Annotated in this window: 28 protein-coding genes, 2 tRNA genes and 1 pseudogene; 24 read left to right on the top strand and 7 right to left on the bottom strand. The window is 60.3% G+C overall.

The window, feature by feature from the left end:
• Positions 1-3 precede the first annotated feature (3 nt).
• From ASE36_RS00155 to ASE36_RS00075, 17 genes are all read left to right on the top strand, one after another.
• On the top strand, positions 4-384 hold the full coding sequence (locus ASE36_RS00155; protein WP_062274245.1) for a hypothetical protein: 381 nt from the start codon (positions 4-6) through the stop codon (positions 382-384).
• Positions 384-1,253 (top strand): baseplate J/gp47 family protein, encoded by an 870-nt coding sequence (locus tag ASE36_RS00150; protein WP_062274242.1) that lies wholly within the window; start codon positions 384-386, stop codon positions 1,251-1,253. Before ASE36_RS00155 ends, ASE36_RS00150 begins: the two co-directional genes overlap by 1 nt.
• Entirely contained in the window at positions 1,253-2,362 is a 1,110-nt protein-coding gene (locus ASE36_RS00145; protein ID WP_062274239.1) for a phage tail protein, read from the top strand. The genes ASE36_RS00150 and ASE36_RS00145 overlap by 1 nt, the downstream gene beginning before the upstream one ends.
• Positions 2,362-5,556 (top strand): DUF4815 domain-containing protein, encoded by a 3,195-nt coding sequence (locus tag ASE36_RS00140; RefSeq protein ID WP_062274237.1) that lies wholly within the window; start codon positions 2,362-2,364, stop codon positions 5,554-5,556. Before ASE36_RS00145 ends, ASE36_RS00140 begins: the two co-directional genes overlap by 1 nt.
• Positions 5,557-5,565: 9 nt before the next feature.
• Positions 5,566-6,558 (top strand): tail fiber protein, encoded by a 993-nt coding sequence (locus ASE36_RS00135; protein WP_062274234.1) that lies wholly within the window; start codon positions 5,566-5,568, stop codon positions 6,556-6,558.
• A 9-nt stretch (positions 6,559-6,567) separates the two neighbouring features.
• Positions 6,568-7,146 carry a DUF4376 domain-containing protein gene (locus tag ASE36_RS22075; RefSeq protein WP_082510716.1) on the top strand — a complete coding sequence of 193 codons (579 nt, stop codon included), beginning with the start codon at positions 6,568-6,570 and terminating at the stop codon, positions 7,144-7,146.
• A gap of 97 nt (positions 7,147-7,243) precedes the next feature.
• The gene (locus ASE36_RS00125; RefSeq protein WP_062274228.1) at positions 7,244-8,722 is read left to right on the top strand and encodes a hypothetical protein; all 1,479 of its coding nucleotides are present in this window, start codon (positions 7,244-7,246) and stop codon (positions 8,720-8,722) included.
• Positions 8,723-8,751: 29 nt separating this feature from the next.
• Positions 8,752-9,288 carry a phage major tail tube protein gene (locus tag ASE36_RS00120; protein WP_062274223.1) on the top strand — a complete coding sequence of 179 codons (537 nt, stop codon included), beginning with the start codon at positions 8,752-8,754 and terminating at the stop codon, positions 9,286-9,288.
• A gap of 3 nt (positions 9,289-9,291) precedes the next feature.
• Positions 9,292-9,657 (top strand): phage tail assembly protein, encoded by a 366-nt coding sequence (locus ASE36_RS00115; RefSeq protein WP_062274221.1) that lies wholly within the window; start codon positions 9,292-9,294, stop codon positions 9,655-9,657.
• 142 nt (positions 9,658-9,799) lie between these two features.
• Entirely contained in the window at positions 9,800-11,944 is a 2,145-nt protein-coding gene (locus ASE36_RS00110) for a hypothetical protein (protein ID WP_062274218.1), read from the top strand.
• An 11-nt stretch (positions 11,945-11,955) separates the two neighbouring features.
• Positions 11,956-12,363 (top strand): phage tail protein, encoded by a 408-nt coding sequence (locus tag ASE36_RS00105; RefSeq protein ID WP_162244195.1) that lies wholly within the window; start codon positions 11,956-11,958, stop codon positions 12,361-12,363.
• Positions 12,360-12,584 (top strand): tail protein X, encoded by a 225-nt coding sequence (locus tag ASE36_RS00100; RefSeq protein ID WP_062274212.1) that lies wholly within the window; start codon positions 12,360-12,362, stop codon positions 12,582-12,584. Before ASE36_RS00105 ends, ASE36_RS00100 begins: the two co-directional genes overlap by 4 nt.
• A complete protein-coding gene (locus ASE36_RS00095) occupies positions 12,584-13,600 on the top strand; it encodes a phage late control D family protein (RefSeq protein ID WP_062274209.1) in 1,017 nt (338 codons plus the stop codon). Before ASE36_RS00100 ends, ASE36_RS00095 begins: the two co-directional genes overlap by 1 nt.
• A gap of 20 nt (positions 13,601-13,620) precedes the next feature.
• The gene (locus ASE36_RS00090) at positions 13,621-14,637 is read left to right on the top strand and encodes an N-acetylmuramidase domain-containing protein (protein ID WP_062274206.1); all 1,017 of its coding nucleotides are present in this window, start codon (positions 13,621-13,623) and stop codon (positions 14,635-14,637) included.
• Positions 14,634-14,834, top strand: coding sequence for a hypothetical protein (locus ASE36_RS00085; protein WP_062274203.1), 201 nt, complete (start codon positions 14,634-14,636; stop codon positions 14,832-14,834). The genes ASE36_RS00090 and ASE36_RS00085 overlap by 4 nt, the downstream gene beginning before the upstream one ends.
• Positions 14,834-15,232, top strand: a complete 399-nt coding sequence (locus tag ASE36_RS00080) for a hypothetical protein (RefSeq protein ID WP_062274200.1) — start codon at positions 14,834-14,836, stop codon at positions 15,230-15,232. The genes ASE36_RS00085 and ASE36_RS00080 overlap by 1 nt, the downstream gene beginning before the upstream one ends.
• On the top strand, positions 15,229-15,615 hold the full coding sequence (locus ASE36_RS00075; RefSeq protein ID WP_062274197.1) for a DUF1515 family protein: 387 nt from the start codon (positions 15,229-15,231) through the stop codon (positions 15,613-15,615). The genes ASE36_RS00080 and ASE36_RS00075 overlap by 4 nt, the downstream gene beginning before the upstream one ends.
• 8 nt (positions 15,616-15,623) lie before the next feature.
• Here ASE36_RS00075 and ASE36_RS00070 read toward each other — a convergent pair whose 3' ends face one another.
• The 4 genes from ASE36_RS00070 to ASE36_RS00050 form a co-directional block, all read right to left on the bottom strand.
• Positions 15,624-15,905, bottom strand: coding sequence for a hypothetical protein (locus ASE36_RS00070; protein WP_062274194.1), 282 nt, complete (start codon positions 15,903-15,905; stop codon positions 15,624-15,626).
• A gap of 334 nt (positions 15,906-16,239) precedes the next feature.
• Entirely contained in the window at positions 16,240-16,779 is a 540-nt protein-coding gene (locus tag ASE36_RS00060) for a hypothetical protein (RefSeq protein ID WP_156378522.1), read from the bottom strand.
• Positions 16,780-16,807: 28 nt separating this feature from the next.
• Positions 16,808-17,440, bottom strand: a complete 633-nt coding sequence (locus ASE36_RS00055) for an SOS response-associated peptidase (RefSeq protein WP_062274186.1) — start codon at positions 17,438-17,440, stop codon at positions 16,808-16,810.
• A 45-nt stretch (positions 17,441-17,485) separates the two neighbouring features.
• On the bottom strand, positions 17,486-18,217 hold the full coding sequence (locus ASE36_RS00050; RefSeq protein ID WP_062274183.1) for a hypothetical protein: 732 nt from the start codon (positions 18,215-18,217) through the stop codon (positions 17,486-17,488).
• A 129-nt stretch (positions 18,218-18,346) separates the two neighbouring features.
• On the opposite strand from ASE36_RS00050, the gene ASE36_RS00045 reads away from it, so the two are divergent.
• The 3 genes from ASE36_RS00045 (at position 18,347) to ASE36_RS00035 (ending at position 20,436) form a co-directional block, all read left to right on the top strand.
• Positions 18,347-18,802 (top strand): hypothetical protein, encoded by a 456-nt coding sequence (locus ASE36_RS00045; RefSeq protein ID WP_062274180.1) that lies wholly within the window; start codon positions 18,347-18,349, stop codon positions 18,800-18,802.
• Between the two features lie 14 nt (positions 18,803-18,816).
• Positions 18,817-19,185, top strand: a complete 369-nt coding sequence (locus tag ASE36_RS00040) for a thermonuclease family protein (RefSeq protein ID WP_062274177.1) — start codon at positions 18,817-18,819, stop codon at positions 19,183-19,185.
• 276 nt (positions 19,186-19,461) lie between these two features.
• The gene (locus ASE36_RS00035) at positions 19,462-20,436 is read left to right on the top strand and encodes an MliC family protein (RefSeq protein ID WP_062274175.1); all 975 of its coding nucleotides are present in this window, start codon (positions 19,462-19,464) and stop codon (positions 20,434-20,436) included.
• A 50-nt stretch (positions 20,437-20,486) separates the two neighbouring features.
• Here ASE36_RS00035 and ASE36_RS00030 read toward each other — a convergent pair whose 3' ends face one another.
• The 3 genes from ASE36_RS00030 to rlmB are packed head-to-tail and all read right to left on the bottom strand — an operon-like array spanning position 20,487 to position 23,413.
• The gene (locus ASE36_RS00030) at positions 20,487-21,701 is read right to left on the bottom strand and encodes a hypothetical protein (RefSeq protein ID WP_062274172.1); all 1,215 of its coding nucleotides are present in this window, start codon (positions 21,699-21,701) and stop codon (positions 20,487-20,489) included.
• A gap of 39 nt (positions 21,702-21,740) precedes the next feature.
• On the bottom strand, positions 21,741-22,532 hold the full coding sequence (locus tag ASE36_RS00025; protein ID WP_062274169.1) for an HAD-IIB family hydrolase: 792 nt from the start codon (positions 22,530-22,532) through the stop codon (positions 21,741-21,743).
• The gene (gene rlmB, locus ASE36_RS00020; protein WP_062274166.1) at positions 22,532-23,413 is read right to left on the bottom strand and encodes a 23S rRNA (guanosine(2251)-2'-O)-methyltransferase RlmB; all 882 of its coding nucleotides are present in this window, start codon (positions 23,411-23,413) and stop codon (positions 22,532-22,534) included. Before rlmB ends, ASE36_RS00025 begins: the two co-directional genes overlap by 1 nt.
• A gap of 206 nt (positions 23,414-23,619) precedes the next feature.
• On the opposite strand from rlmB, the gene ASE36_RS00015 reads away from it, so the two are divergent.
• The 4 genes and pseudogenes from ASE36_RS00015 to tuf all read left to right on the top strand — a co-directional run bounded on the left by ASE36_RS00015 (position 23,620) and on the right by tuf (position 25,403).
• A tRNA-Tyr gene (locus ASE36_RS00015) sits at positions 23,620-23,704 on the top strand.
• Positions 23,705-23,725: 21 nt separating this feature from the next.
• Positions 23,726-23,799 (top strand) — tRNA-Gly (locus ASE36_RS00010).
• Positions 23,800-23,861: 62 nt separating this feature from the next.
• Positions 23,862-24,224 (top strand): annotated as a pseudogene (locus tag ASE36_RS23230) (GTP-binding protein); the annotation flags it as partial.
• Between the two features lie 3 nt (positions 24,225-24,227).
• Positions 24,228-25,403 carry an elongation factor Tu gene (tuf, locus tag ASE36_RS00005; protein ID WP_062274162.1) on the top strand — a complete coding sequence of 392 codons (1,176 nt, stop codon included), beginning with the start codon at positions 24,228-24,230 and terminating at the stop codon, positions 25,401-25,403.
• Positions 25,404-25,409: the final 6 nt, after the last annotated feature.

The following is a 25,409-nucleotide window of genomic DNA, read 5'->3' as shown; positions in this document are numbered from 1 at the left end:
CGGATGACCGGCATCAACGCGCGCACCGGGGAGGTCCTGACCGGCTTTCCCGAGGTGCTGCAATCGCTGCAGAAGGTCTTCTCGACCTGGCAGGGCGAGCGCGTGATGCGGGAGTGGTTCGGCAATCCTGGGCTCAAGCTTCTCGGGGAGAACCAGACCGAGGCAACGGTCATCCAGTGGTTCAACATTCTCTACATGCTCACTGAGCTCTTTGAGCCCCGCTACAAGATCTCGCATTTCGAGGCCAACGACATGACCCAGCTCGGGTTCAGCGATTTCACCTTGGTTGGCCGGTACCGGCCGTATGCGCACCTGGATTGGGAGCAGGCTAGGGCCTTCGTTTCCGTCCGGGGCGACACCATCACCTTGAGGGCGGCGAACTGATGTTTGACCTGACGACGCTGCCGCCGCCGGTCGTGATCGAAGAGCTTTCGTACGAGGCCGTCAACACTCGGCAGATCGCGCAGTTCAAGTCCCACTGGGCGGAGCTGCGGATCACGTACCCGGAGCTCCCGGATTACGACGTCACCATGCTGGAGACCGATCCGGCGGTGATACTAACCGAGACGGAGTCCTACCGTGAATTGCTGCTGCGCGCCCGTATCAACGAGGCAGCGCGCGCCAGGTTGCTCGCCTTCGCTCAGAAGGGGGACCTCGACCAGCTCGCCGCTTTCTATGACATCGTCCGACAGCCCGGTGAGGCCGACACCCGCCTCAAGCTGCGGGTCATCTTGGCGATCCAAGGCCGCTCAACCGGTGGCCCGAAAGAGCGCTACAAGAGCATCGCAATGAACGCGGACATCCGCGTTGATTCCGTCGAGGTGTATCGGATCTACCGATCGCCGCTGATCTACGTTGCCGTCTATTCCACTGAGCCAAACGGGGTGGCGAGCCCCGCGCTTCTTGAAACGATCCGGGGGGCCTTGACTGATGAGGACGTGCAGCTCGTCAATGACGAGTTCGTCGTCTCCTCTGCCATCTTGAATGTGGTCAATCTGGCTTTCGACATCTGGCTTCTTCCGGATGCCGACGAAGCCACCGTCACCAGAGCTATTGACGCATTGAAAACCGCTTGGGCGGTGGAGCAGTCACTTGGCCGCGATCTCGTCCGGGAATGGTGGGTATCCAAGCTCATGATCTCCGGTGTCCACAAGGTCACCCCGACTGCGCCCATGGCTGATGTCATCGCGCCGCCTTCCGAGGCTCTGGCTATCGGCACCGTCACCCCCAATCTCCGAGGGAGAGCATTTTGATGTCGCTTCTGCCGTCCTCTGCTGAGCCGTTTGAGCTCGCTATCGAGGAGACGCATCGCGGACGGTGGGACAGCATGAACGCAGCCGTTCCGGCAATCACCACGGCAAAGGAAAACCCGCCACCATCGTTCCTACCCTTCCTGGTGTGGGAATACGGCTTGGGCATGCTGACCCCTTACGTCGGCAACCTCTACAACCTGATCAACGAAGGCGTGGCGTGGGAGCGAGTTCGCGGAACCTATGCCGGCGTCAGGCGCGGGCTCGCATTCATCAACATCACGGCCACCGTGGAGCCGGCTTGGCATGGTCGGGTCTGGTGGAACTCCAGCCAGCTCCGCTTTCCGGAACTCCCTGCCAACGACAATCCTCTCCTCGAAAACATCGAGGGGATCACACGTCTATCTCTGCCGTTCCGGTCAGATCTTCGTCGCGGCGTCTTTGAGTACGACATCCCGCCGGCCGAAGCTGATGGCACTGCCCTTGATGAAGCGCACCTCGAGGAGGAGAGCGGCATCAAGCTGAAGACCAACGGCACCGTCTGGTCTTTCGGACGCACCACGGAATTCGACCATTTCCTCACCGAAGAGGAAGGCACCGCCATCGGCAACTGGCTCGAGATCCCCGAAGAAGGCGGGATTCCATGGGCCAGCATGACCTATCCCTGGGTCACGGCAACGTTCAAATGGGCAGACAATCCGGAGGCGCAGAGACGCTCCCTGATGGCTGCCTGGTTCGAAGATCATGAGATCTTTGTGGCTTTCCGGGATGCTGACGATGAGGTCATCGGCTACCGGCGCGCCCGGGCGTGCCGACCCGTCACACCGATCTTCGGTGGCGTCTATTCGCTTGCCGGGCAACCCTATGCGCCGCAGGCCGGCGGCCAGCGTGTCTATCTCGAGGCGATGACGGACTTCGAAGAGAACTTCGATGTCACCGCCACATCCGTTGCTCTCATCGCAAATGCAGACCGCGCCTCCGGCATTCCGGCTGGCCGGCTGTGGCTCGCGCCGTCAGAGCTCTCCGGCGGCCAAGCCTTCGCTCAAAAAGCAGTTTCCATACCGCTCCGGAAGACAGTCCGTGAGCGGATCAAGTTCATCGTGAGGTTCTGATGGCATTCGAACATTCCAGCGGGCTGCCCAACGCCTTTGACCGGGCGCAGGGTCGCAGCGAGTGGCAGGGTGTCGTCCATTACGGCGATCGCCATTTCATCCAGGGGGCGGAGCTCAACGAGGCTCAGACCATCCAGCGCGCCCGAACCGAGCGCATCGGTCGGCTTGTGGTGAGCGATGGTGACCGCATCGAACGCGGAGAGGCCGTCGTCGACCAGGAAGAAGAAACCGTCATCCTGACCGCCGGCCGCGTTTACGCCTCTGGCGATGTCTGGGACGTCGAGGGCGCAACCCTGATCGATGTCCCCATGACCGGACGCGTCGAAGTCGGCATCCGGCTGGTGAAAACCTACATCACCCATGAGGATGACCCGACCCTGGTTGGCCTCGTCCCGGGTTCGGCTGCTGAGGGCGAACCGGGTGCTGCGCGAGAAGTTGGCACCGCCGCTTGGGCCTGGGAAGGCGATGATGGCGAAGGTGAGTTCTTTGCCGTCTACACGCTGCAGGACGGTGTCATCCTTGACCAGGTCGGGCCGAACATCCTGGCGCCAGCGCTGCAGGCCATCCAGGAATATGACCGGCCCAACGGGAACTACATCGTCTCCGGCTGCAAGGTGACGGCGCTCGGCGCCAATGCCGGCAACCAGGTCTTTACGATTTCCGAGGGCGAGGCGAACATCAATGGACTGAAGCGGACGCGGCTCGTCTCGCTGCGCCATCTCGAACCCCTGGAGTGGGACGAACTCGCGATCCCTGGAGAGACGGCTACCTATCCCGGCGGTGCATCCCACACTTATACCGTTGCCGAAGGACCGATCGGGGTCATCAACTCGATCCTCCTCACCAAAGAGAAGACTGTGAGCGTCACCCGTGGCGCGATCGCCAACGGTTCCGATGGACTACCAGATACCAGCGTTATCGAGATTATCTCGGTCGTCCAGGGCGGCACCACCTATGTCCAGGGCGTTGCCTACACCCGGGTGAACAACTCGGTGGACTGGGGTCTTGCCGGGCCGGAGCCGGCTGTCGGGTCGAGCTATACCGTCACCTATCGGTACCGCGCTTCCGTCGTTGCCACCAGTTATACTAATTACACGATCACGGTTTCGGGCGGGGCGGCAGGCGGTGATATTATCACTGCCTATACAAAGAAGATGCCGCGTGTAGACCGTCTTTGTCTCGCTGAAGATGGCTCACCGCTCTACGTGAAAGGGATTTCGGCCCGCAGCAATCCACGGGCTCCATTTTCACCGGCGAATGCACTCAATCTCGCCAAGATCGAGAACAACTGGGTCGACACGCCAGTCGTTACCAATGACGGCACTCCATCATTGAGCTGGGATCAGCTCTGGCCTTACCTTGACCGGATCGTTGACCTCGATCGCTTGATACAGCTCGACCGCCTGAAGAATGCGATCGACTTCCGCGAACCTGTCGCCAAGCGTGGCACCTTCGTCGATCCATTCATTGATGACACATACCGGGATGCCGGCACGGCCCAGACCGGCGCGATTGCGGATGGCATGCTGACGCTTGCCATTGCTCCAACCTTTTACACTGCCGCTCTGAACGCACCGGTGATGCTCGATGCGATCGAGGAGGTGATCATCTCGCAGCCGCTGAAGACGCTTTGCGAAAAGATCAACCCTTATGCCAACTTCACACCGCTTCCCGGTGCGCTCAGCCTGACGCCGGCAGTCGACTTCTGGACTGTGAGCCAAACCCAATGGCTGTCTGCTCAAACGCAGGAGTTCAACCGGGGTACGACCACGGCCAGTGGGCCGCTTGTGACTACGACCGCGGAAAATCGCCTGGTCGACCGCCGTGTCGAGCAGGCTGAATTTCTTCGGCAGATCAGCGTGGCTTTCACGATCTCTGGCTTTGGGGTCGGTGAGGTTCTCCAGGAACTGACCTTCGACGACGTCAACGTGAAACCGGCAGGGGTTCAAACTGCGAATGGCGCCGGACAGATCTCAGGTTCCTTCATCATCCCGACGAACATCACGGCCGGCACAAAGACCGTCTACGCGAAGGGTGCCGGTGGGACTGAAGCGACCGCTCTGTTTACTGGTCAGGGGACAGTCGAGATCGATGTGATGCGCCGGGTCACGACGATCAACAGATGGACCCGTGCTCAGGTCGAAAGACGCGAGTCGGGCGGCGGAACCCGTGATAACGGTTCAGACCCGCAGGCACAGATCTTTGCCCTGACGGAGCTGCGCCAAATCGCTGGAGTGGATTTCCGCCTCTGCTCAATCGGCAATACCTTGAACAACATCGTCGTTGACCAGGTCACGACGGACAATGGCTATCCAACCACCGATATCGTCGCCGAGGCCTTCGTCCCGATGGCAGGCGCTGTCGTCGGCTGGAAGTCGGCGCGCTTCAATCTCCCCGCAACCACGGGCCCGGAGGCGAAGCATGCGTTTGTCATCAAGACTGACGACAACGAGCATTCTATCTCGATCGCCAAGCTCGGTGGGTTTGATACTGACCTACAGCGCTTCGTCACCTCGCATCCCTATGTGACCGGTCCTCGCTTCTCGTCTGTGAATGCTGAGACCTGGACCGCACACCAGGACGAGGCCCTCGCGTTCCGTGTCGTAGCAAACCGCTACCCTGTCACTACAAAGACAGTCGAGCTTGGTTCCTATGCGCTGGTCAACTGCTCTGATCTTCAGGTCCGGGCGGCCGTCGAACTGCCATCTGCCGGTTGCTCGGTCGTCTTTGAAATCGAGCGGACCAACGGGACGATCTACCGTCTTGCACCCTTCCAGGTGCTGCAACTGACCGAGTTCATCACTGAGACAGTCGAGCTGCGTGCGGTGCTCATCGGGACCGAAAAACTGTCGCCAATCCTGTTCGCACCGATTGAGTTGATCGCCGGGCGGATTGAAACCGCGTTTACATACGTGACCCGCGCGTTCGATCTCGGGACCGCCGTCCGCATTGCGACCTACCTCAAGTCCTATCTGCCGGGAGGATCGACGTTGACGCTTGCCCTGTCAAAAGACGGCGGAGCTTGGACCAATATGCCGCTGGTGGAGACGGTCGCACTGGCTGAGCCGCTCTGGACAGAGCGCAAATACGAACTGACAGGCCAGACGGCAACATTGGCGCGCCTGAGGATCTCCGGCACGGGCGGGCCTGCGGCGCGTCTCATCGTCGGCGATCTCGGCGCCGGGATTATGTGAGGTTAGAGCATGGCACAGACAGCAAATTTTCTCCTCGAAAAGCCAGACGCATCGCGAGACGTCGACGAGGAGTTCCTGCAGCTCCAGGTGACCTTGGACTTGCTGGACGCCATTCTCAAATCGCTGCTTGACGCGGTCAACGCAAAAGCAGCCGCGACCCACACCCACGCGATTTCTCAAGTCGTTGGTCTGGCAGCGGAGCTCGCAGCGAAGATGCCGGCGAGCCAAACTTTCAAACTTGATGACCTGACCGACGTCTCCGGGGCGGATGCTGCTTCCAACAACTATATCCTGGTGAAGTCGGCGTTGGGCTGGATCCCGTCATCGGCGCTTGCCGCACTTGGCACCCACGGACATCTCATATCCGAGATCAGCGGCTTGGTATCCGCTCTGGCTGCGAAAGCCGACGCTTCATCCCTGGCGGCTGGGCTTGGCGGGAAATCAGACGTCGGGCACAGCCACGCAATATCGGACGTCACCGGGCTGTCAGATGCTCTACTCGCTGCCGTGCCAGCCGGGCTGGTCGCTGCGTTTGCCATGTCTTCGGCCCCGACAGGGTGGCTCAAGGCGAATGGCGCCGCAGTATCACGAACCACTTACGCCGCACTCTTCGCTGCAATTGGTACGACCTTTGGCGCCGGCAATGGGTCAACGACTTTCAACGTTCCCGACCTTCGCGGCGAATTTGTTCGTGGTCTTGACGACGGCAGGGGCGTTGACGCGAGCCGCGCTCTTGGGTCGGCGCAGTCCAGCCAGAACCTTTCGCACAGCCACACAGGGACTGCGGACAGCGCCGGAGCGCATACCCACCCTATCGATGCTTACGACAGCAATTCGGCCAGCCCCGGCTCGGGTCGTGCGGAAGTTTCTTCTCAGACTGCCACCTCGACCATCAACACCGGCTCTGCCGGAGCACACGCACACAATCTGACTATCGCCGCGAACGGAGGCACCGAAGCTCGCCCCCGCAACGTCGCGCTGCTGTTGTGCATCAAGTTCTAAGAGGTTCAGATGAACGTTTTTCACTATCACCCAGAAACGGGTCACTATCTTGGGAGTTCAGAGGCCGATGAAAGCCCGCTGGAGGAGGGTGTGTTTCTGATACCCGCGCACGCGACAACCGAAGCCCCACCCGAGGAACAGGCGGGGTTTCTTCGCAGGTTTTTCGAAGGCGCCTGGGGCTATACACCCGTGGAGGCACCCGAAGAACCTCCAACTGACGAGCCTACCGTTACCTCCGCAATGGTCAATGGTGAACGCGACCAACGGATCGCGGCCGGCTTCACCTTCAACGGCGTTCACTACGACTTCGACTCCCGCGCGAAAGCCAATATCTCGGGCGCCGCTCAACTCGCCTTCATGGCAATCGTTGCGGGCGCCGAGGCGGGAGACCCGATCTGGAACGGAGGCGTCGATCCGTTCAAGTGGATTGCGGCTGATAACACGCTGGTGACCATGGACGCGCAAACCGTCGTTGAGTTCGGCCGAGCTGCGGCGCAGCGCGAACAGGCTCACATCTTCGCGGCCCGTGCTTTGAAGGATTTCGATCCTATCCCGCTCGATTACACGGATGATGGCTACTGGCCCTGAAGGCTGGAGCTCGACGCTAAACCCAAACCGCCCTGACCGGCGGGTTTTTTTGTTGCCCAACGGCCGAGGTCGGCCACTGAACTGAATGGAGAGTACGATGGCCCAGGTCATGGGAATCAAGCATATCCGTGACGGCGTCGAGGCTCAGGCAGTCCTCGGCGCCGACATGAGCGTAATCGCGGTCATCGGCACCGCGCCGTTGGCGAATGCCACCACGTTTCCGCTGAACCGTGTCGTGCTGGTTCGCACAAACGACCAGGCGCTGCGGCAGGCCCTCGGTAGCACCGGCACCATTCCGGATTCCTTGTCCGCGATCTCTGCCCAGATCACGGATGCTGCGGCTAAGGTCGTTGTCCTCCGCATCGAGGACGATGAAGACGCTGATGCGGTCATCGCGAACATTCTGGGGTCCGAGGCAAACGGTACCGGCATGTGGGCGCTGCTCGATGCGCCGGAAGAGCTTGGGGAAACTCCGAGGCTCATCATCGTTCCCGGGTACACCTCGCAGACGGAATCAGGTGTGACTTCCATTGCGGTTTCCAACGGTGGATCCGGCTACACGGCAGACTTCGCGGTCACAGGCACTGGTGGGTCCGGTACCGGGTTCGCCGGGGTCGCCCGTGTGGCCGATGGTGAGGTCCAGTCGATCGACATCATCAACCCCGGTAAAGACTACGCGACGGCACCGACCTTGGTGCTCACCGCCGGTGACGGAACTGGTGCGGCTGCAACGGCCACGGTTGGTGATGCCGCCAATCAGATCTGCCAGACCTTGCCGGCGATCGCTGAGCGATTGAAGGCCCAGTTCGTCCCGGAGGGGCCGACGGCGTCTCGCGCGTTGGCGCTGGCATGGATGGAAACCCTTCCTCGCTCTGTGGCTATCACGCACCCGCTGCGCCAGGACGCCAAGGTGTCCGTCAACGGCTCCGTGGTGACCAAGCCGCTGTCCCCCTTCATCATCGCCCAGTACGCGCGGCGCGATGCTGAAGTCGACGGCATCCCGAGCCGGTCCATCGCAAACCAGTCCATCAACGGTCTTGTTGGGGTGACCCCGAAGATCCGTCTCGACATCACGTCGGATGCTTCCGAGGGCATGGCGGACATCGAGGCCCGGTTCGGCATCGTGGTCCGTGGTGAGGCTGGGGTCGATGGCTCCCTGTCTGATGGCGGCTACGTCTTCTGGGGCACCGATACCTTGTCGGCGGACAGCCAGTGGCTCTTTGCCAACGTGGTCCGGCTCCGCTCCTACGTCGAGATCAACCAGATCAAGGCGATCCGGTTCTACCTCGGCCGCTACAATCTGACGGTCCAGACCGTGCAGGCCGTGGCGAACACGATGGAAACGATGCTGTCAGGCCTCCGCGCCGAGGGTCACATCATCGATTACCGGGTTCTGTTCGAGCCGGACAATAACAGCCCGGAAGAGCTCCGCCTCGGCTTCCTCGACATCACCTTCAAGATGGAAGAGCCGGCGCCGCTGCGGAAGGTCACCATTCGCTCCCGCCGGTACCCGGAGGCCCTGGACACCATGGTTTCCAACATCGCCATCCAGCTCGGCACTCTGACCGCGGCGTGAGCCGTGGCTATTGATCAGGAGAATTGATCATGTCCGCTACCATTTACAATCTGGATACGGCGAACCTCTTCGTGGGGGACGACAATCCGGACACCTCTCAGTTCCTCACGCTCAACGGGGTGAAGATCCCGATGCTCGAGGAATCCACCCGCACCATCAACCCCGGCGGCGGCATCGTGGCGATGGACATCGGCATGCGGAAGATCACGATCTCCCCGCTGACCTTCAAGCTGAACGGCTTGAACCCGGATGTCATGCCGAAGTTCATGACGACGCGTCGGATCAAGTACACGATCCGGGCCAACGTCTCGAACGTGCGGACTCAGGAGGACATCCCTCTGGTGGCCGTGGTCGAGGGCCGGATGATCAAGGTCGACGTTGGTGAGTTCCGCAAGGATACCGAGGTCGACACCGACTACGAGATCCGGGAGATCGTCCATTACATGCTGAAGCTGGGCGACCAGGAGAAGTATTATCTGGATGTCTTCGCCGGTCCCAACGGCGTCCGGATCGATGGCAACCCCATCTTCCGGGATGTCGCCCGCAACATCGGCCTCGGGGTGTAATCCATGACGGAACAGAACACGGCTGACGGCTCCACTAAGGAGCCGCCTGTTGCTCGTATCGTGAACCCGGCGGGGCGCTCCACGGTGGTGCCTCTCCAGTTCCCAGTCGAGTTCGATGGAAAGCACTGGGAAAGCGTCGAGATCCGGCGCTGCACCGGCAAGGAAGTCCAGGACTATCTGGAAGGCATGGGAACGGCTGCCGAGTTTGTGCTTCCTCCAGTGATCCAGTGCCCCCTCGCGGTCTGGCATGCGATGGATGCCGATGACCAGTACACGGTCGACGAGGCCGCCCAGGCTTTTATGCCCCGCCGTTTGAAGGCGGCGGTAGAGCTGCTGTCCGGAACTGGCGCGAATACGTCGGACAAGTAAGCAGCACCTTCTCCACTCCGATCCCGACCGTCCTCTCATGGGACTGGAACGAGATCCTTGAGTGGTTCTGCGAAGCATACAACGTCGAGGTCACCAAGGCCTCGTTCCAGGCCCGGATCGCGGGCATGAGGTTCAACGGCTAATGCGCACTTTCATCGGCGAGCTGATCTTCCGATTCAAGGACGATGCCAGCGGCAAGGCGAAGCAGACGGCACAAGCTGTCGGCGGAGCTGTATCCTCAATTGAGCAAGCAGCTCGCCGTCTGAACTCCATGCCGTTCGGCGGTCGCTTCACGGCTCAGCTCGACAAGCTTGGGGCCTCGGCGTCCGATCTCGACAAAGTCCGGGCGGCGTGGGAGCGGCTGCATTCATCCATGGCAAGCCGGAACCTGTCCAAGGCTGCGGCGAAGTCGGAGATCGAGAATTTCAAAGTCGCCACGCTCGGCCACTTTGCCGCGATCCAGAACGCCTCGAACGCTCACTTCCGCGAGATGGAAAAGCGGACGCGCAGCTTCTCGAGCAACCTGCAAATGATCATGAAACCGGCCCTGGTTGCTATGGGTGGCTACACCGGCGCGTATATGGTTGGTGTCGGTGCCCGGGCAGGGATCACGGCATCCTCTAACGAGCAGCGTGAACGGGCTCGCCAGCACTTCGCTGGGCTCCCGGTTGGCGAGCAGCAGCAGATTGAAAAGCAGTCCGGTGAACTGGCGCAGCGCTTCCGTATTGCTCAGGCCGATGCAATGGAGATCATGCGCGAGGCACGGCTGGCCATGCCGAGTGCTGAGGCTGCCTTCGGTGTCGCCGAGGAGATGGTGCAGGCCTACAAGATGCTGGGCCTGTCCTTCGGATCTGACCAGGCCATCACCGGTCTCCGCGCCTTCAACAAGGCGATGGATAACATCAACGTCACGGAAGATACCGGCCTCTACAAGCAAATGCTCGATGCCTTCGTCCGTGCCCAACAGATCACGGGCAAGGACATGGACCCCGAGGCTTTCGCCCAGGCGGTGAAATACGCCCGGACCTCCGGCAAGGTCTTTAGTCCGGACTTCCTGCAGAACATGCTTCCATTCCTCATCGCGGAATCCGGCGGATCAGACACCGGTACCCAGCTCCGGGCCACGTTCGATAACTTCGTTGGGGGCACCGCGACGAAGTCCGCTCTCGGGGAGCAGGGCCGCCTGGGCCTCCGCGACCAGAACGGCATCAAGGACGCCGAAGGGTTTGCTCAGGACCCCCTGAAGTGGGTGAATGATAACATCGTGCCGGCGCTGCAGAAGGATGGCGTCGACCTCAACTCCGAAGTTGCGATTGCCCAAGCGGTGCAGAAGTTTGCCAGCAACCGGCTCGCCCGCGATTTCATCCAGCGCGCCATCACCCAGCGCGATGTCTACCTCCGTCTCTCCGGGATGATGCAGGGCGCCATTGGGCTTGAGGGGGCGTCATCAGTCGACGCACTGGACCCATTTTCCGCATTCAAGGGGTTCAAGGACTCGATGTCTAACCTGGCCGCCGCCATCCTGCCGGCCGAGCAGATCGCCGCTGGTCTGAATACACTGGCCGACGGGATCAACGCTCTCCAGCGGTCTTGGCGCGATGGCGACACCGCCACCCGCCTCGGGATCGGTGCTGCCGGCGCCGGTGCTGCGTTCGGAGCATGGAAGGTGACCGCTGCGATCTGGGGCCTCATGACCGCCGGCACCAATTTAAACGCAGCTGCGGTCGCGCTACAGGTCGCCGCCGCGAACCTCAACGGTGGATCCGGAGCCAACGTCGCGAACGGCGGAAAGGGCAAAGGCTCCGCATTAGGGGGCTGGGCAGCGCTTGTCGGTCGAATTGCGGGCGTCGCCGGTCTCGGAACGCTGCTCTCCGGCTCATCTGGTCCAGTTGACCCGAAGGCGCGCGATAACATGCTCCGTCGTGATTTCGAGGAGTGGGTGAAGACGCACCCTTTCATTCCCGACAGGAAGGCAATCCAGGAGCAGCCCGCCATCCCTTATGGCTCGCTAGTCCGAGACCCGGGCGCCCACGGCGATCGCCTTGCCAATTACCCAGGGGTCGATGCTGCAAAGCATGCAGGTCAGCAGATCCAGGACTCGCTCAATGTCACCGCGAAGCCAAACGTCGATAGATCCGACCTCGAGGCCACATTGGCTCTGATTAACCAGATCAAAAGCGGGCTCGGAGGCATCGGTGCTGCCATGTCAGGAGCTGCGCAGAGGGCTCGGCAGCAAGCTGATGCAGAAGTCCGCCGCTCGTTCTCTGACTATGGGGTGGCGCCGTAATGCTTTGCTGCTTGGGTCCCGTTGCATTTGACGTCAAGAACGATCTGCAGTCGATTGATTTCGATACACAATCGAATTTCGCTCGGCATGAAGTGATGGGGGCTGGCCCGGTCTATGAAGATACCGGCGACGGGGAGTCGACCATCACCCTCAGCGGCACTTTGCTCCCGTTCTTCTTCACTGGCGCGCTCCAGGGGATATCGCTGCTGGAGGCCGCCCGCCGGCAGAAGGTGCCGCTCACCATGATCCGCGGCGACTTCACTCCCATGGGCTGGGTGCTGATCGATTCGATCTCGCACTCCCATAGCGATCTCGACGCCCGAGACGGTGTCGGTCACGTCGTTGAATACACGATCAACCTCCTCCGGGTGGCCACGCCGGCTTCAGGAGCCATCTCAATATTGAGGCTGTTCCAGTGACCGAACTTCGTGAAACCGTCTGGATCGAGGACTGCACCTTGGCAAATCTGATCTGGCGCAAGCTGGGGAAGCAGCCCGACGGGTTTATTGAAAAAGTGATCAATCGGAACCCTGGGCTCTCAGTTGATCAGTACATCCCGGTCGGGACGGAGATCATATTCCCGGTGAGCGAGATCGCAGAGACCTCTGCGACGGCTGACGTGGTGAGGCTCTGGGACTAATGGGCTTCGTCTCGAATGACTATGCTGTCTGGCTCAACGGCCAGAACGTAACGTCGCGCCTTGATCCGCTTCTCACCTCGATCAAGGCCACTCGCGCTGCCGATGCAGCGGCTGATACATGCGACATCTCCCTTGCGGATGCTGATGGGCGGATCGCATTGCCAGGCGAACGGGCGCCTGTCTTGGTCTTCATCAACGGGGCCCGAGTCTTCAGCGGGTTCGTTTCCGACGTCACAGCTTCGTTCGGCAAAGGTGAGGGTCGGACAATCGATGTCAGCGCCAGCTCTGTTCAGAACGGTTCGAAGGTCACGGAGCCAGTGCTTCGGAGCGCCGACAACCTCTCCTTCACCGATGCTGCGAAGCAGTGGGGCGAAAAAGCTGGGCTGTCGGTGACCGTGGCAGGCAGCATCGCCTCAGTGACCCGGCCGTACTGGATCATGCAGAACGAGAGCTTCATGTCCTGGGGCCAGCGCATGGCTCGGGAGATCGGCGCTTCCTTCAAGATCCTTGGTTCCGAGGCATACTTCGTCGGGGTCAATGAGGGCATCTCCGGATCCGGCAAGACGTTGACGCCGATCGATGCCGTTTACGGTGACAACCTGATCTCCGGCTCTATCAGCCCCATCATCAGTCGGCCAAAGTTCAAAAACGTCGAGATCTCCTACTTCGACGTCCAAAAGGGTAGGCGGGTCAACGTCCCGGTAGAGACCGGCATCGACGATGTCGACACCGCGCTGCGCACCGTGATTTCCGCTGCAGACGAGGCCGAGGCCAAGCAGAAGGCTCAAGCCATCGGCAAGCAGTCCGATCGCGAAAAAGGCGGCGGCTCCGTGGTCATCCTCGGCGCCGAATATGCTGAGCCGGAAGCGATCTGCAACATCCGTGGGGTCCGCCCTGGGGTCGACGGCGGCTACCGCATCGCATCCGTCACCCATGAACTCACCAAGAGCGGTGGCTTCCTATCCACCCTCGACATCAAACAGCCGCAGGGCGGCGCCGGCACCGACACCAGGTAGCCCGTTCAGAGGACATCGCCATGAACTTCATTGGAACCGGGCACACGCTGTCCGGAGAGGACTTCGCGCGCGCTGCTGCCACCATCGGCTGCGATGACTCCGTTATCAGAGCGGTGACTGTCGTCGAGGCGCGAGGGCAGGGCTTCGATACGAAGAAGCGCCCCGTCATGCTGTTCGAGCCCCACGTCTTCTGGCGCTGCCTGCCGAAGTCGAAGCGGGGCGAGGCGCAGCGGCAAGGGCTCGCCTATCCGAAGTGGAAGCCGGGCAACTATCCCGACACTCAAGACGAGCGGTATGTCCAGCTTGCCCGCGCCATGGTCATTGATCGTGATGCCGCGCTGAAAGCCTGCAGCTGGGGTATCGGGCAGGTCCTCGGTGAAAACTGGGAGATGTGCAAATTCAACTCGGTAGAGGCCTTCGTTCGGAAGAACCAGGAAGGCGAGGGCGGCCAGCTCGATGTCATGGTGGCCTTCATCATCGGTGCCGGTCTTCGCAATCATCTGCGTAATCGGAACTGGGCGGCCTTCGCGCGTGGCTACAACGGTCCGAAGTTCGCCGAAAACAAATACGACCAGAAGCTGGCTACCGCTCACGATCGCATCATTCGGGGAGCGCCAGCCGCATATAACCCGCTTGCGGACGGGCTCTTGTCTATCGGGGACAAGGGCGACGTCGTCAAGGCGCTGCAGCGCGCGCTCGGCCTCCATGCCGATGGCGACTTCGGTCCTCTAACCGCGCAGGCTGTGGAGCGCTTCCAGCGCGAGCATGGGCTGACCCAAGACGGCAAGGTCGGCAAGCAGACCGGATCGCTGCTGGGGCTCCACTTCTGGGGTTCAGCGCCGGTCTCGACTGATGTCCCAGTCCCGGCTCCTGCCGCGCCAACGCCTGTTGCCCCTGAACCTACCCCGGACCCGAAGCCAGGGCCGGCCAAAGCGGATCCCGTGAAGGTTTGGGGGACCATCGCATTCGCAGTCTCAGCGGCCGCAGTCGGTTTCTGGGACGATCTCACCACCTGGATCGGAGGGCTTTTCCAGTGACCGTACACGCTCGCATCATTCTCTTCATGCTCGTTGGTTATCTGTACGCGGCCGGCTGGATCTCGGAAGAGATCAAGACCATGCTGACCACTGACCCGGAAGTCGCGTCGGCCTTGCAGGTGGCCCTTGCAGCTGTCGCGGCGGCAATCGGGTACGGCTGGCGCTGGGTGGCCAGGAAGATGGGGTGGAGCACCTGATGCTGGCCGCTCTTGTTTCAAAGCTCCTCGGGGCGGCCGGAACGGCTTTCCTCGATCGCGTCCTCACCCATGTCGAGCGCAAGGCCGACAGCGAAACGGAGCGGCAGCGCATTCATGCCGCCCGTGAGAAGGCGGCCAATGCGGAGTCATCCGGGGTGATCAAGGAGGCGATGGCCCATCGGATCTTCTGGGTCGTGTGGTTCATCGCGGCCGCCCCAACCGCACTCTGGTTCGGGTGGGGCATGCTGGACTCCTTCATGAATGGCCAGCTTCGCGACGTCGCCGCGCTGCCGCCACAACTGAAGACCTATGCCGACATCGTCTTCACCAATATATTCTACGTCGGCGGAGGCGCCGTCGGCCTTCAGGCTCTGGCAAAGGCGATCGGCAGACGATGAGCATTGAGACAACGCTGGCGGAACTTGCCGTCGAGATCCGCCACATGCGCGAGGATATCGGCGAAATGAAAAAGCAGACCGAGCGCGACCAGGACAGGGCTGATGTCAGCCGCACCAAGGTTCACGCCCGGCTCGACGAGGTCGCAAAATCGGTGACAGTGCTCGAACAGCAACGCAAAACCGACGCCGAGAGACTGGGCGCGCTTGCCACCGCCACGGCAGAGCGGATCGATTCCATCGAGTCGGTGACTAATGAGGTGAAGCGGTGGAAGATCATGGGCATGACCTCGATCTCGATCATCGGGATTGGCGCAGCGGCCTTTGGTGTCACGTTCTCGGACGCGATCAAGCGGCTGTTCATGCTTGTGACTGGCAGGCTTTGAGGTGCCGTTCAGATGCTGGGCTCGCGCCCGAGCTTCCAGCGGATCATATCCGGAAAAGATACGCCGCACACTTCGTTGAGGCGGCTGATGTCGTTCGTCTTGCTGCAGGTCGATTCGAAGCGGCGGCGCAAATCCATGAAGCTTAGGTCGGCGCCGTGTTCCTCGATTAACCGAACTGTCGCATAACGTCCTGAGCGCCAGCATTTGCGGCAGACCACCTCGACATAGGGATAGGGGAAGTCCCCAAGCGTCGAGGACTTGTTGTCGGGAAGCGGGATCTGGCGCGTCATTTAAAAAAGCCCCAGACGTGGCCGCCCACGGACACGAGAGCCATAACGGCAAGAACCGCGATCAGGATAAGTTCGTATCTCATCGATCTCTGAACCTCGCTATCAACCGATCGGTTTCTTCATTCTCTCCGATTGCCAGCATTCGGTTTTCCGCGACCGCCACGATCGCAGCTACGGCCTCAACCTCCCCCCAGCCTGCTGCCACCGCCCTTTCCACCAGATCCAGAACAGCGCCCTCAAGCGCTTCCTGCGCGTCGAGCAATCTATCTGGATACTGTGGCGGTTGCGCAGGTGGGTTGATTGCCATGAGCAATGATAGTGCCCTTGGCGCAATCTAAGCAAGCTCGTCCGAGGTGTCGTTTCCGATTCGGCCATGCAGGTTTTCGACGATCTCTTGCAATCTTGCGACCAACTGGTTGAGGTGGATCGGCACCTCAAATAGATCATCCAATGTGATGGCGCGCAGATCGCGGCGGCCGCCAGATTTGGAAAATCTGGCGAAGATCACCCGTCTTGTTTCCTCGACATAGGCGGTAAGCGTTCCGTGACAGACGGTGTGCCTGAACTCTCCCAGTTGTTCGCATTGTGCAATGGCCGCTTCGATTTCTTGCAAGATGGGAGCGGCGGCTGGTTCGGTGCGCAACGCTCGCTTCAAGAATTTCATTTTGTCAGCGAAATTTGTTGGTTTGGCGCGCGCTCCGTTGCGATCAACTTTAAGGTGTTTTGCAGCCCCCGGCGTCTCTGCCATCATCGAGACTAGAATATCAACGATGCGGTCCACAAAAGACCATGTGACCACAATCGCTCCCACTGGTGTCGATAGGAGGCTAAGCACCTCCTCTGTAAAGCCTTGGTCATCTGAAGTTGATTGCAACTGGTCCGCCTTGGTAGAGTCTCTGGGGCTACAGAGGTAGCAGCACGAGGTCGTGAGAGGGGAGTGGCCGCTGGAGCGCCTTCGCCTCCGCCCAGGGCGCATTCAGCCACACGTCTATTTCTTCCTCGGTGGTCAGAATGACAGGCATGGCCTTCGGGTGGATCGGCTTGACGATTGCGTTCGGCTCACAGGTGAGAAAGCCGTAGAGTTCATGCTCGCCCGGCCTCGGATTCTTAATAGAGCCGCGCTCTCCGTGCCACGTGGTCCAGATGCCGGCGAAGAAGGCGATGGGCTTTTCCTCATCGATCGCGAACCAGCGCTTGGTCTTCTTAGGCTTAGTGTCTTCCCATTCACAGAAGCTCGTCCAGGGCACGATGCAGCGGTTCTCAGGCCCCAGCCAGCGGCGCCAGTGCGGCGACGCGGTATTGCGGATGTTGGTTACTCCGGTGTCCGGCTTCCCCTGGGTGATGGATGACGGGGAGGGCATGCCCCAAGTCAGGCGCACGATCTCCCGGCCCTCGGGCGTTGACCGGATGACAGGCGCTGGCCGATCCGGATAGACGTCGAGCGACGGCTCCAGATTGCCGGCATGGTCGATCATCGCGCGAGTGATGGCGCGTAGCGCTTCTTGGTTCGTGGTGATGTTGTAGAGATTGCACACCTGAACTCCTCCTAAGGCCGTGTTCGTTTGGCCTGCAGGTAACCGTCACTCAGGTGTGCGGCCTACCATGTTGGACCGCGCCATCTCAGCTCTTTCAGTTTTTGAAAGAGGCGCGATTCGCGGCACGCTGGATCCAAAATGCTTTTTCAGTTCGGCGGACATTTGAGAAACCAATTGGTCTGCCTCCTCGATGTAGAACGGCAGGAAATTCAGCATAGAATTGCCGAGAGTGTCGATCTCCAGCATTACGGTTCGCGCTTCGGAGGACAATGTCCGATAGTCGGAAGAAGCAACAGAGCCTTCCACATCGAATACCTCCACAATTCCTCCCAAATGAATGCGACGGGCGCTGTAGTGGTCAATTGCATCACATACGGCTTTGTGCCGCATGCTGACTGTCATCATCCGCTCCACCAAGCTGTAAAGACCAAGCTCGCTGAAGGTTAGAAGATCGTCAGAGGTCATGACGATTGGCTCGCTCTTTCCCGGGACAGGCGGGACCTTAGTCCAAAGGGCGTCGTCTGCGCGACCCGAGAGGTCAGCGTTTTCAATTGCGATTAGGAAATGGTCTTGAACGTTCCTGAAATCCGACCCTATCAAGGAGGCCTTTAGTAGCGCTTTCACTGCGTTGGACCGGCTAACTTCACGCGACTGCAGTCTGAACTGGAAGTAGCTCGCGACGAAAGTCGCCAATCCGCCAGCAAGGGCTCCCACAAGTCCTCCGGCAAGTGCTGAGGCAAAAGCCACCCAATCAGATGTGGAAAGTTCCGGTCCCATGCAACTATCTGCTCCACTCAATTGAATGGTGTCAACCGCTCAGAGCGGTATGGAACAAAAGTTGCGCACGCCCTTGATTGTCACCTAGGCGAGCAACACATGTAGCGCGCCATAACTGAGGAGGCGTCTATGACTGAAACCCTGCTTGCCGCGATGTACGAGACGAAGAGACAAAATTTTCTAATTGGATTCGTGAACAATCCTGAGCGCTTCGACCCCGCGCTGGCTTTTGCATACTACCATCGGATGGCTCCGATATTCCATGAGGACGACCTCAGAGAGACCGAGGGCGGGGATCCGTTTGAGTCTATTTACAGCGTGAAGCGGCAGTTCGTCGTGGACGTTACCAATCACATCGACGAAAACTGGCTCAACCGAACGACCGATAATGTCCAGTTCAACAAGCTAGAAGATCGCTTCGGGGGCTACAAGGCCAACCGAATGGAAATCCTTGTTGTGCTTGAGTATTCCCGGATTGCTGGACGGTTTGATGACGAACTCTTCGACGCAGTGGTGAAGGGCGCTCCGATAGAGGCCAGCAAGATCGACGCAACCTTTAGGCCGGAAGATATCTATTTCGATTAAAGAGAGGGGCGCGCATGATCGCTGAGACCTTGATGATATGCGCGTCCTTGACCGTCTACGATGGTGACACAGTCCGCTGTGACGGCCAGCGGCTTAGGCTGCTCGGAGAAGGTGTTGTCGACGTGCGAGGCATCGACACGCCGGAACTCTCACGATGGAAATGCGAGAAAGAGCGCCGGCTCGCGAAAATCGCCAAAGCTCGACTGAAGCAACTCATCGACGGCAAGAAGGTGAAGATCGTCTCTTTCGGTCCTGGGCGTGGTGACACCCGACCGCTGGTGAACATCTACCTTTCTGATGGGCGGGAAGTGGGGCAAATCCTTCTGAAAGAAGGGCATGCCCGCGTCTGGCTCCCGAAGCGGAAGAACGATTGGTGCGATTGACCTCGGGCGGGCTTATCCACAGCGGTCTATTTCTGTGGATTTCATTTTGCAATTCGTTGTTGACAGAACAGAATTGATTGAGCTTTTTCGGCTGCACTTTACAGCCCGCATTTGCGGATGCCTTTGATATCCCCCGATATGCGATCGGATTTGTAATCAGGGGGTCGCGGGTTCGAACCCTGCCGGGGGCACCATCCTTTCTCGCCATATGACGGATTTTTCGCTGTTGTGCCGCGCGTTTCTTTGGCATGCTTTCGCCGCACCGAGGACAATTGCATGCGAAGACATTTCCTGGCCGGCCTGGCGTCCCTGATCCTGTTTCATCTGGCTTCCACACTTTCCGCCCAAGCCGCCGACATCCGTTATGCCTGCGACAATGGCACAGTCCTGACCGTTGCCTTCTCCGAGGCGGCGGCCAATGTGACTTTGCCCGACGGTGCCAAGGTTTCGCTGCCGCAACAGGTGTCCGGTTCCGGTTTCTGGTATTCCAATGGCCGCTACGAATTGCGCGGCAAGGGGGATGAGGCGCAGTTTGCGATTGGCCGCATGGCACCCGCCAACTGCAAGGTCGACGGCCAGCCCGCCGATGTCTTCGATCGCTCGACCCGCGCGGAAGTCGACGTTCCGGCCGGCGAGACCGGCTTCGATATGCCGGGCAAGCTCACCTGCCTGCGTTACCCCAACTTCGCCCTGAAGCAGCTGGATCTCGGAGAAAAGGGCGCAGCCGGCCTGTACATCGCGCCGTCGGAAGGCCCCTGCAAGCTCGATCCAGCCGTCGACCGCAAGATCGTCGATGATGCGGCCGGTTATCTCTGGGGCGCGGTCGGCCCTTACGCCATATTCCGGGGTGCCGATGGCTGGAACGGCGGCATGCCTTTCGTCGTCTACGACGCCCGCACGGCAACCCGTCTTCTCGACGATGTCGTTGCCGACAATTTTGAGTCCCTCACACTTGCCGGCGAGGAGCTCACCCTGCGCTATCGCCGGACCTATGGCGCTGAATGCTCGCTGCTCGCCGATCCGCAAGGCTGCGCCAAGACAATCCGCGAGGCGCTGGGCCTCGCCCCCGACCGCGCCATGCCTGACTGCCGGTCTGCCTACAAGCCGGCGATCGATGCCGACCCGAAGGCGGCCAAGGATATCGAAGCCTGGCCAAGCGTCATTGATTACCCGGTGCAGCGCCAACTCACTCCCACCGGCACGACACTGACGCCCGCCGAAGGTGAACTCACCTGCCGCCCGTCGATGTAATCCGGCACCAGGCCGTGTCACGGGACGGCAGGCGCGGATAGACGGTGGACTCAGTCCTCGGCGTCCAGCCGTGCTGCTTCCTGAATGTCGCGCAAGAGGTCCGGAAGCGCGCTTTGCACCCGGTTCCAGCTGGGCATGAAGGGCGTTGCATTCGGATTGTCGAGATAGACCTGACCAGCTTCGATTAGATTGGCGGCAAACAGCTCGACCGCCTGTTCTTCGCGATGCCGGTCGGTAGTGAGCCCGTTCATCCGCGCATCGTGATAATAGGTCTCCACCAGGTCGAGCGCCGTCCGGTAATAGGTTGCCTTCAGCGTCCTGAACGCATCCTGGCTGAAGACCACGCCATCGGTCGCGAGCTTGCGGTAGAGCGCCTTGGTGATGTCGATCGACATGCGAGACAGCCCCTTGGCCGCATCTTCCGGCGACAGCGGCTGATGCTTGTGGTCATAGGCGTCGGCGATATCCACCTGGCAGATCGCATGGTTGGACTGGTTGCGCCACAGCTCCGAAAGCACGCCGATTTCCAGGCCCCAGTCGGAGGGAATGCGGATATCCGAAAGGATCTGTGTCTGCATGGCGAATTCGCCGGCGAGCGGATAGCGGAAGGCCTTGAGGTAGTCGATATAGGGATGGTGGCCGATGACCTTTTCGAGGCTGAGCAGCAGCGGCGTGACCAGAAGCCGGGTCACGCGACCATTGAGCGACCGGTCGGCGATCCGCGGATAATAACCTTTGGAAAAAACGTAAGGAAAACGCGGATTGGCGACGGGATAGACCAGCCGCGCCAGCATGTCGCGGGAATAGGTGACGATATCGCAGTCATGCAGGGCCACCACGCCCGCCTGTCGACCCGCCAGCACATACCCCATGCAGAACCAGACATTGCGTCCCTTGCCCGGCTGGTCGGGCGACAGATCCTCCGCCTTCAGCTTTTCGTCGACGGCGCGCAGCCGCGGGCCGTCATGCCAGAGAATCGTATGTTTCTGCGGAAGGCGGGAGAAATATTGCTTGGCATGGCGAAATTGTTCTTCATCCGCCTGATCCAGGCCGATGACGATCTCCGCAATATAAGGGGCTTGCGAGAGTTCGGAAACGATATGCTCAAGGGCAGGGGCTTCGAGCTCGGAATAGAGCGACGGCAGGATCAGCGTGATCGGCCGCGACGAGGAAAAGACCGTCAGCTCCTTTTCCATCCTTTCCAGCGAACGCTCCCTGAGATTGTGCAGGGTGGCAACCACGCCATTCTGATGAAAATCCGCCATGTCTGAAATCCTTTCGTGATGACGCCGGTTGCGGCCGGCTCAGAGAAACCCCGTGGCAACGAGTTCATGGATCATGATGTTCCAGCCATCCGGGCCGGAGCGTTCCGAACGCAGGATAGCTCCCGCTCTTTCCCGTTCTGTCACGGGCAGCGGCGAATGCGCCGGATTGGCGATGATGATGCCGCAATCGGCAGCTTCCAGCATGGCGAGATCGTTGGGCGCATCGCCCAGTGCAACCGTGCGCACAGCTTCATCTAGTCCGCACTGATAATGGGCGACGACCTCCGCCATCCGCTCGGCCTTGGACGTCTTTGGCATCAGCGTGAAAAAGCGTCCGCCCTGGGCCGCGGTGAAGCCTTCCGACTCAATCGCCCCGAGAAAGGCCCGCTTCTGCGCTTCGTTCCCCTTAAAATGCCCCGGCTCGGAAAACCGTCGCTGTCGCGCAAGTTCCGCAGACGCCAGCGGAAGCCCGGTTTCCCGCGAAACCCTGAGAGCGTCCCAGTCGCCAAAGCCCTCGAAACAACCGCCAAGTTCTTTAGGTAATTTCCGAAGAAGCGAGCGCAGCTGGTTGTAGGGACTCGATGAATGCGCGTCCGGCCTCTCTCCGTCCTGCCCCAGCCCGACGACGCCCGCACCGTTTTCCACGATCATCGGGTGATCGATCCCGATCGCCTCGGCAATCGGGAGCATTTCCGCTTCGGTCTTGCTGCTGGCAAGGATCAGGGGAATGCCCCGCGCCTTGAGAAGATCAAGCGCCGGCCGCGCCGCCTCGAAGGAATAGCTGTCGTGATCGAGCAGCGTCCCGTCGAGGTCGGTGAAGACGAGCTTCATCAGCCCTTGGCCGCCAGATGCTGCCGCGAGGCGTAGAGGGCAATGGCGGCGGCATTGGATACGTTGAGCGACTTGATCGCGCCCGGCATGTCGAGACGGGCGAGCGCCGAGACGGTCTCACGCGTCTTCTGCCTCAACCCCTTGCCCTCCGATCCGAGCACCAGCGCGATCCTGTCGCCGACAAGCGTGCCTTCCATCGGGGCGGGCCCTTCCGAATCGAGGCCGACCGAGAAGAAGCCGAGCTTGTGCAGTTCATTTAGTGCGTCGGCGAGATTGGTCACCTGGATATAGGGAATGAGTTCGAGCGCCCCGGAGGCCGATTTCGCCAGCACTCCCGATTCCGTCGGGCTGTGCCGCTGCGTCGTGATGACCGCGCCCGCATCGAAGGCGACCGCCGAGCGCATGATCGCCCCGACATTGTGCGGATCGGTGACCTGGTCGAGCACCAGGATCAGCGGGCTGTCCTTCAGCGCCTCCAGCCGGCGAACCGGCAGCGGCCGCGTTTCCAGCATCACGCCCTGATGGATCGCCTCCGGTCCGAGGATCTTGTCGAGGTCCTGTGGTGTCACCGTTTCGAACGGGATGCCGAGCTTTTCCACAGATTGAATTTCGAGCCTGACCAGCGCGTTCTGCGTCGCCAAAAGCTTAATGAGCTTGCGCTCCGGATTGTCGAGAGCGGCGCGCACCGTATGCAGCCCGTAGAGCAGAACCTGCTCTGGCGCCAGCTTCGGCGGGGTCCAGTCCGCATTGCTCTTGCGCGGCTTTTGCGGCCCGGGCGTGGGGATTTCGCCCCGCTCACGCTTGGCATCGCGCACCTGTCGGCGCAGCGTTGCATAATGGGTGTCACGGGCGGTTTTATCGGTTTTGGGATCTTTGGCCATGCGCTCTTATAACGAGGGGCAGGGGGCGGGCATAGACCCGGCCGCAAATTCAGGCTCATGTCGGGCCTATGAAACTTTTCGGAATTTTTCGTCAAACTTCGTGTTGACATGAGCCGGTTGGGCCGTCATATACCCGCCGCAGATCAGGGGGCGACGCACTCTGATCGAGACTGAAAAGCTTGGTCGCCAGATCCGGACGAAAGAATGGAGAGATGCCCGAGTGGTTAAAGGGGACGGACTGTAAATCCGTTGGCTCAGCCTACGTTGGTTCAAATCCAACTCTCTCCACCATTCGTCCTCGGATCTGAATATGCGGGTATAGCTCAATGGTAGAGCAGCAGCCTTCCAAGCTGAATACACGGGTTCGATTCCCGTTACCCGCTCCAGATCACACTCTCTTATAACAGTCTGATTTATTTCCCTTTCGATCTTCGGTCTCGTGCAGTGCATGCCGCTTTCCGTAAGGTCAGTCGAGCGCCTTTCACCACCCACAGTTCCGGCCCGAAGTGGCCCCGCATTTAAGGCTTGCGCATTGCGAGTGAAAGCCTTAAACGGCGGGACCAAACCGGTTCGCCGGGGTAACCCCGTTTCGTTCACAGGAAGCATTCAAATGGCAAAGAGTAAGTTTGAGCGCACAAAGCCGCACGTCAACATTGGGACGATCGGCCACGTCGACCACGGCAAGACGTCTCTGACGGCAGCGATCACCAAATACTTCGGTGAATTCAAGGCCTATGACCAGATCGACGCTGCTCCGGAAGAAAAGGCACGCGGCATCACCATCTCGACGGCGCACGTCGAGTATGAGACGNAAATGGCAAAGAGTAAGTTTGAGCGCACAAAGCCGCACGTCAACATTGGGACGATCGGCCACGTCGACCACGGCAAGACGTCTCTGACGGCAGCGATCACCAAGTACTTCGGTGAATTCAAGGCCTATGACCAGATCGACGCTGCTCCGGAAGAAAAGGCACGCGGCATCACCATCTCGACGGCGCACGTCGAGTATGAGACGGCCAACCGTCACTACGCCCACGTCGACTGCCCCGGCCACGCCGACTACGTCAAGAACATGATCACCGGTGCTGCCCAGATGGACGGCGCGATCCTGGTTTGCTCGGCTGCCGACGGCCCGATGCCGCAGACCCGCGAGCACATCCTGCTCGCTCGTCAGGTTGGCGTTCCSGCRATCGTYGTCTTCCTCAACAAGGTTGACCAGGTCGACGACGCAGAACTTCTGGAACTCGTTGAACTCGAAGTTCGCGAACTCCTGTCGTCCTACGACTTCCCCGGCGACGACATCCCGTTCGTCAAGGGTTCGGCTCTGGCTGCCCTGAACGACAGCGACAAGAAGATCGGCGAAGACGCCGTTCGCGAGCTGATGGCTCAGGTCGACGCCTACATCCCGACGCCTGAGCGTCCGGTTGACCAGCCCTTCCTGATGCCGATCGAAGACGTGTTCTCGATCTCGGGTCGTGGTACGGTTGTGACGGGCCGCGTTGAGCGTGGTATCGTGAAGGTTGGCGAAGAAGTCGAATTCGTCGGCATCCGCGACACAAAGAAGACGACGGTTACCGGCGTTGAAATGTTCCGCAAGCTGCTCGACCAGGGCCAGGCCGGCGACAACATCGGTGCACTCGTCCGTGGTATCCAGCGCGACGACGTCGAGCGTGGCCAGGTTCTCTGCAAGCCGGGTTCGGTCAAGCCGCACAAGAAGTTCATGGCTGAAGCCTACATCCTGACGAAGGAAGAAGGCGGCCGTCATACGCCGTTCTTCACCAACTATCGTCCGCAGTTCTACTTCCGCACCACCGACGTGACCGGCATCGTGTCGCTTCCGGAAGGCACGGAAATGGTTATGCCGGGCGATAACGTCACGGTTCAGGTTGAGCTGATCGTTCCGATCGCGATGGAAGAAAAGCTGCGCTTCGCGATCCGCGAAGGCGGCCGCACCGTCGGCGCCGGTATCGTTGCCTCGATCATCGAGTAATCGATT

The organism is Rhizobium sp. Root274 (assembly GCF_001429245.1).
In the GTDB taxonomy this organism is placed as follows: domain Bacteria; phylum Pseudomonadota; class Alphaproteobacteria; order Rhizobiales; family Rhizobiaceae; genus Allorhizobium.
Note: the sequence above shows the minus strand (reverse complement) of the source record. Positions and strands in the feature narration are given on the sequence as shown.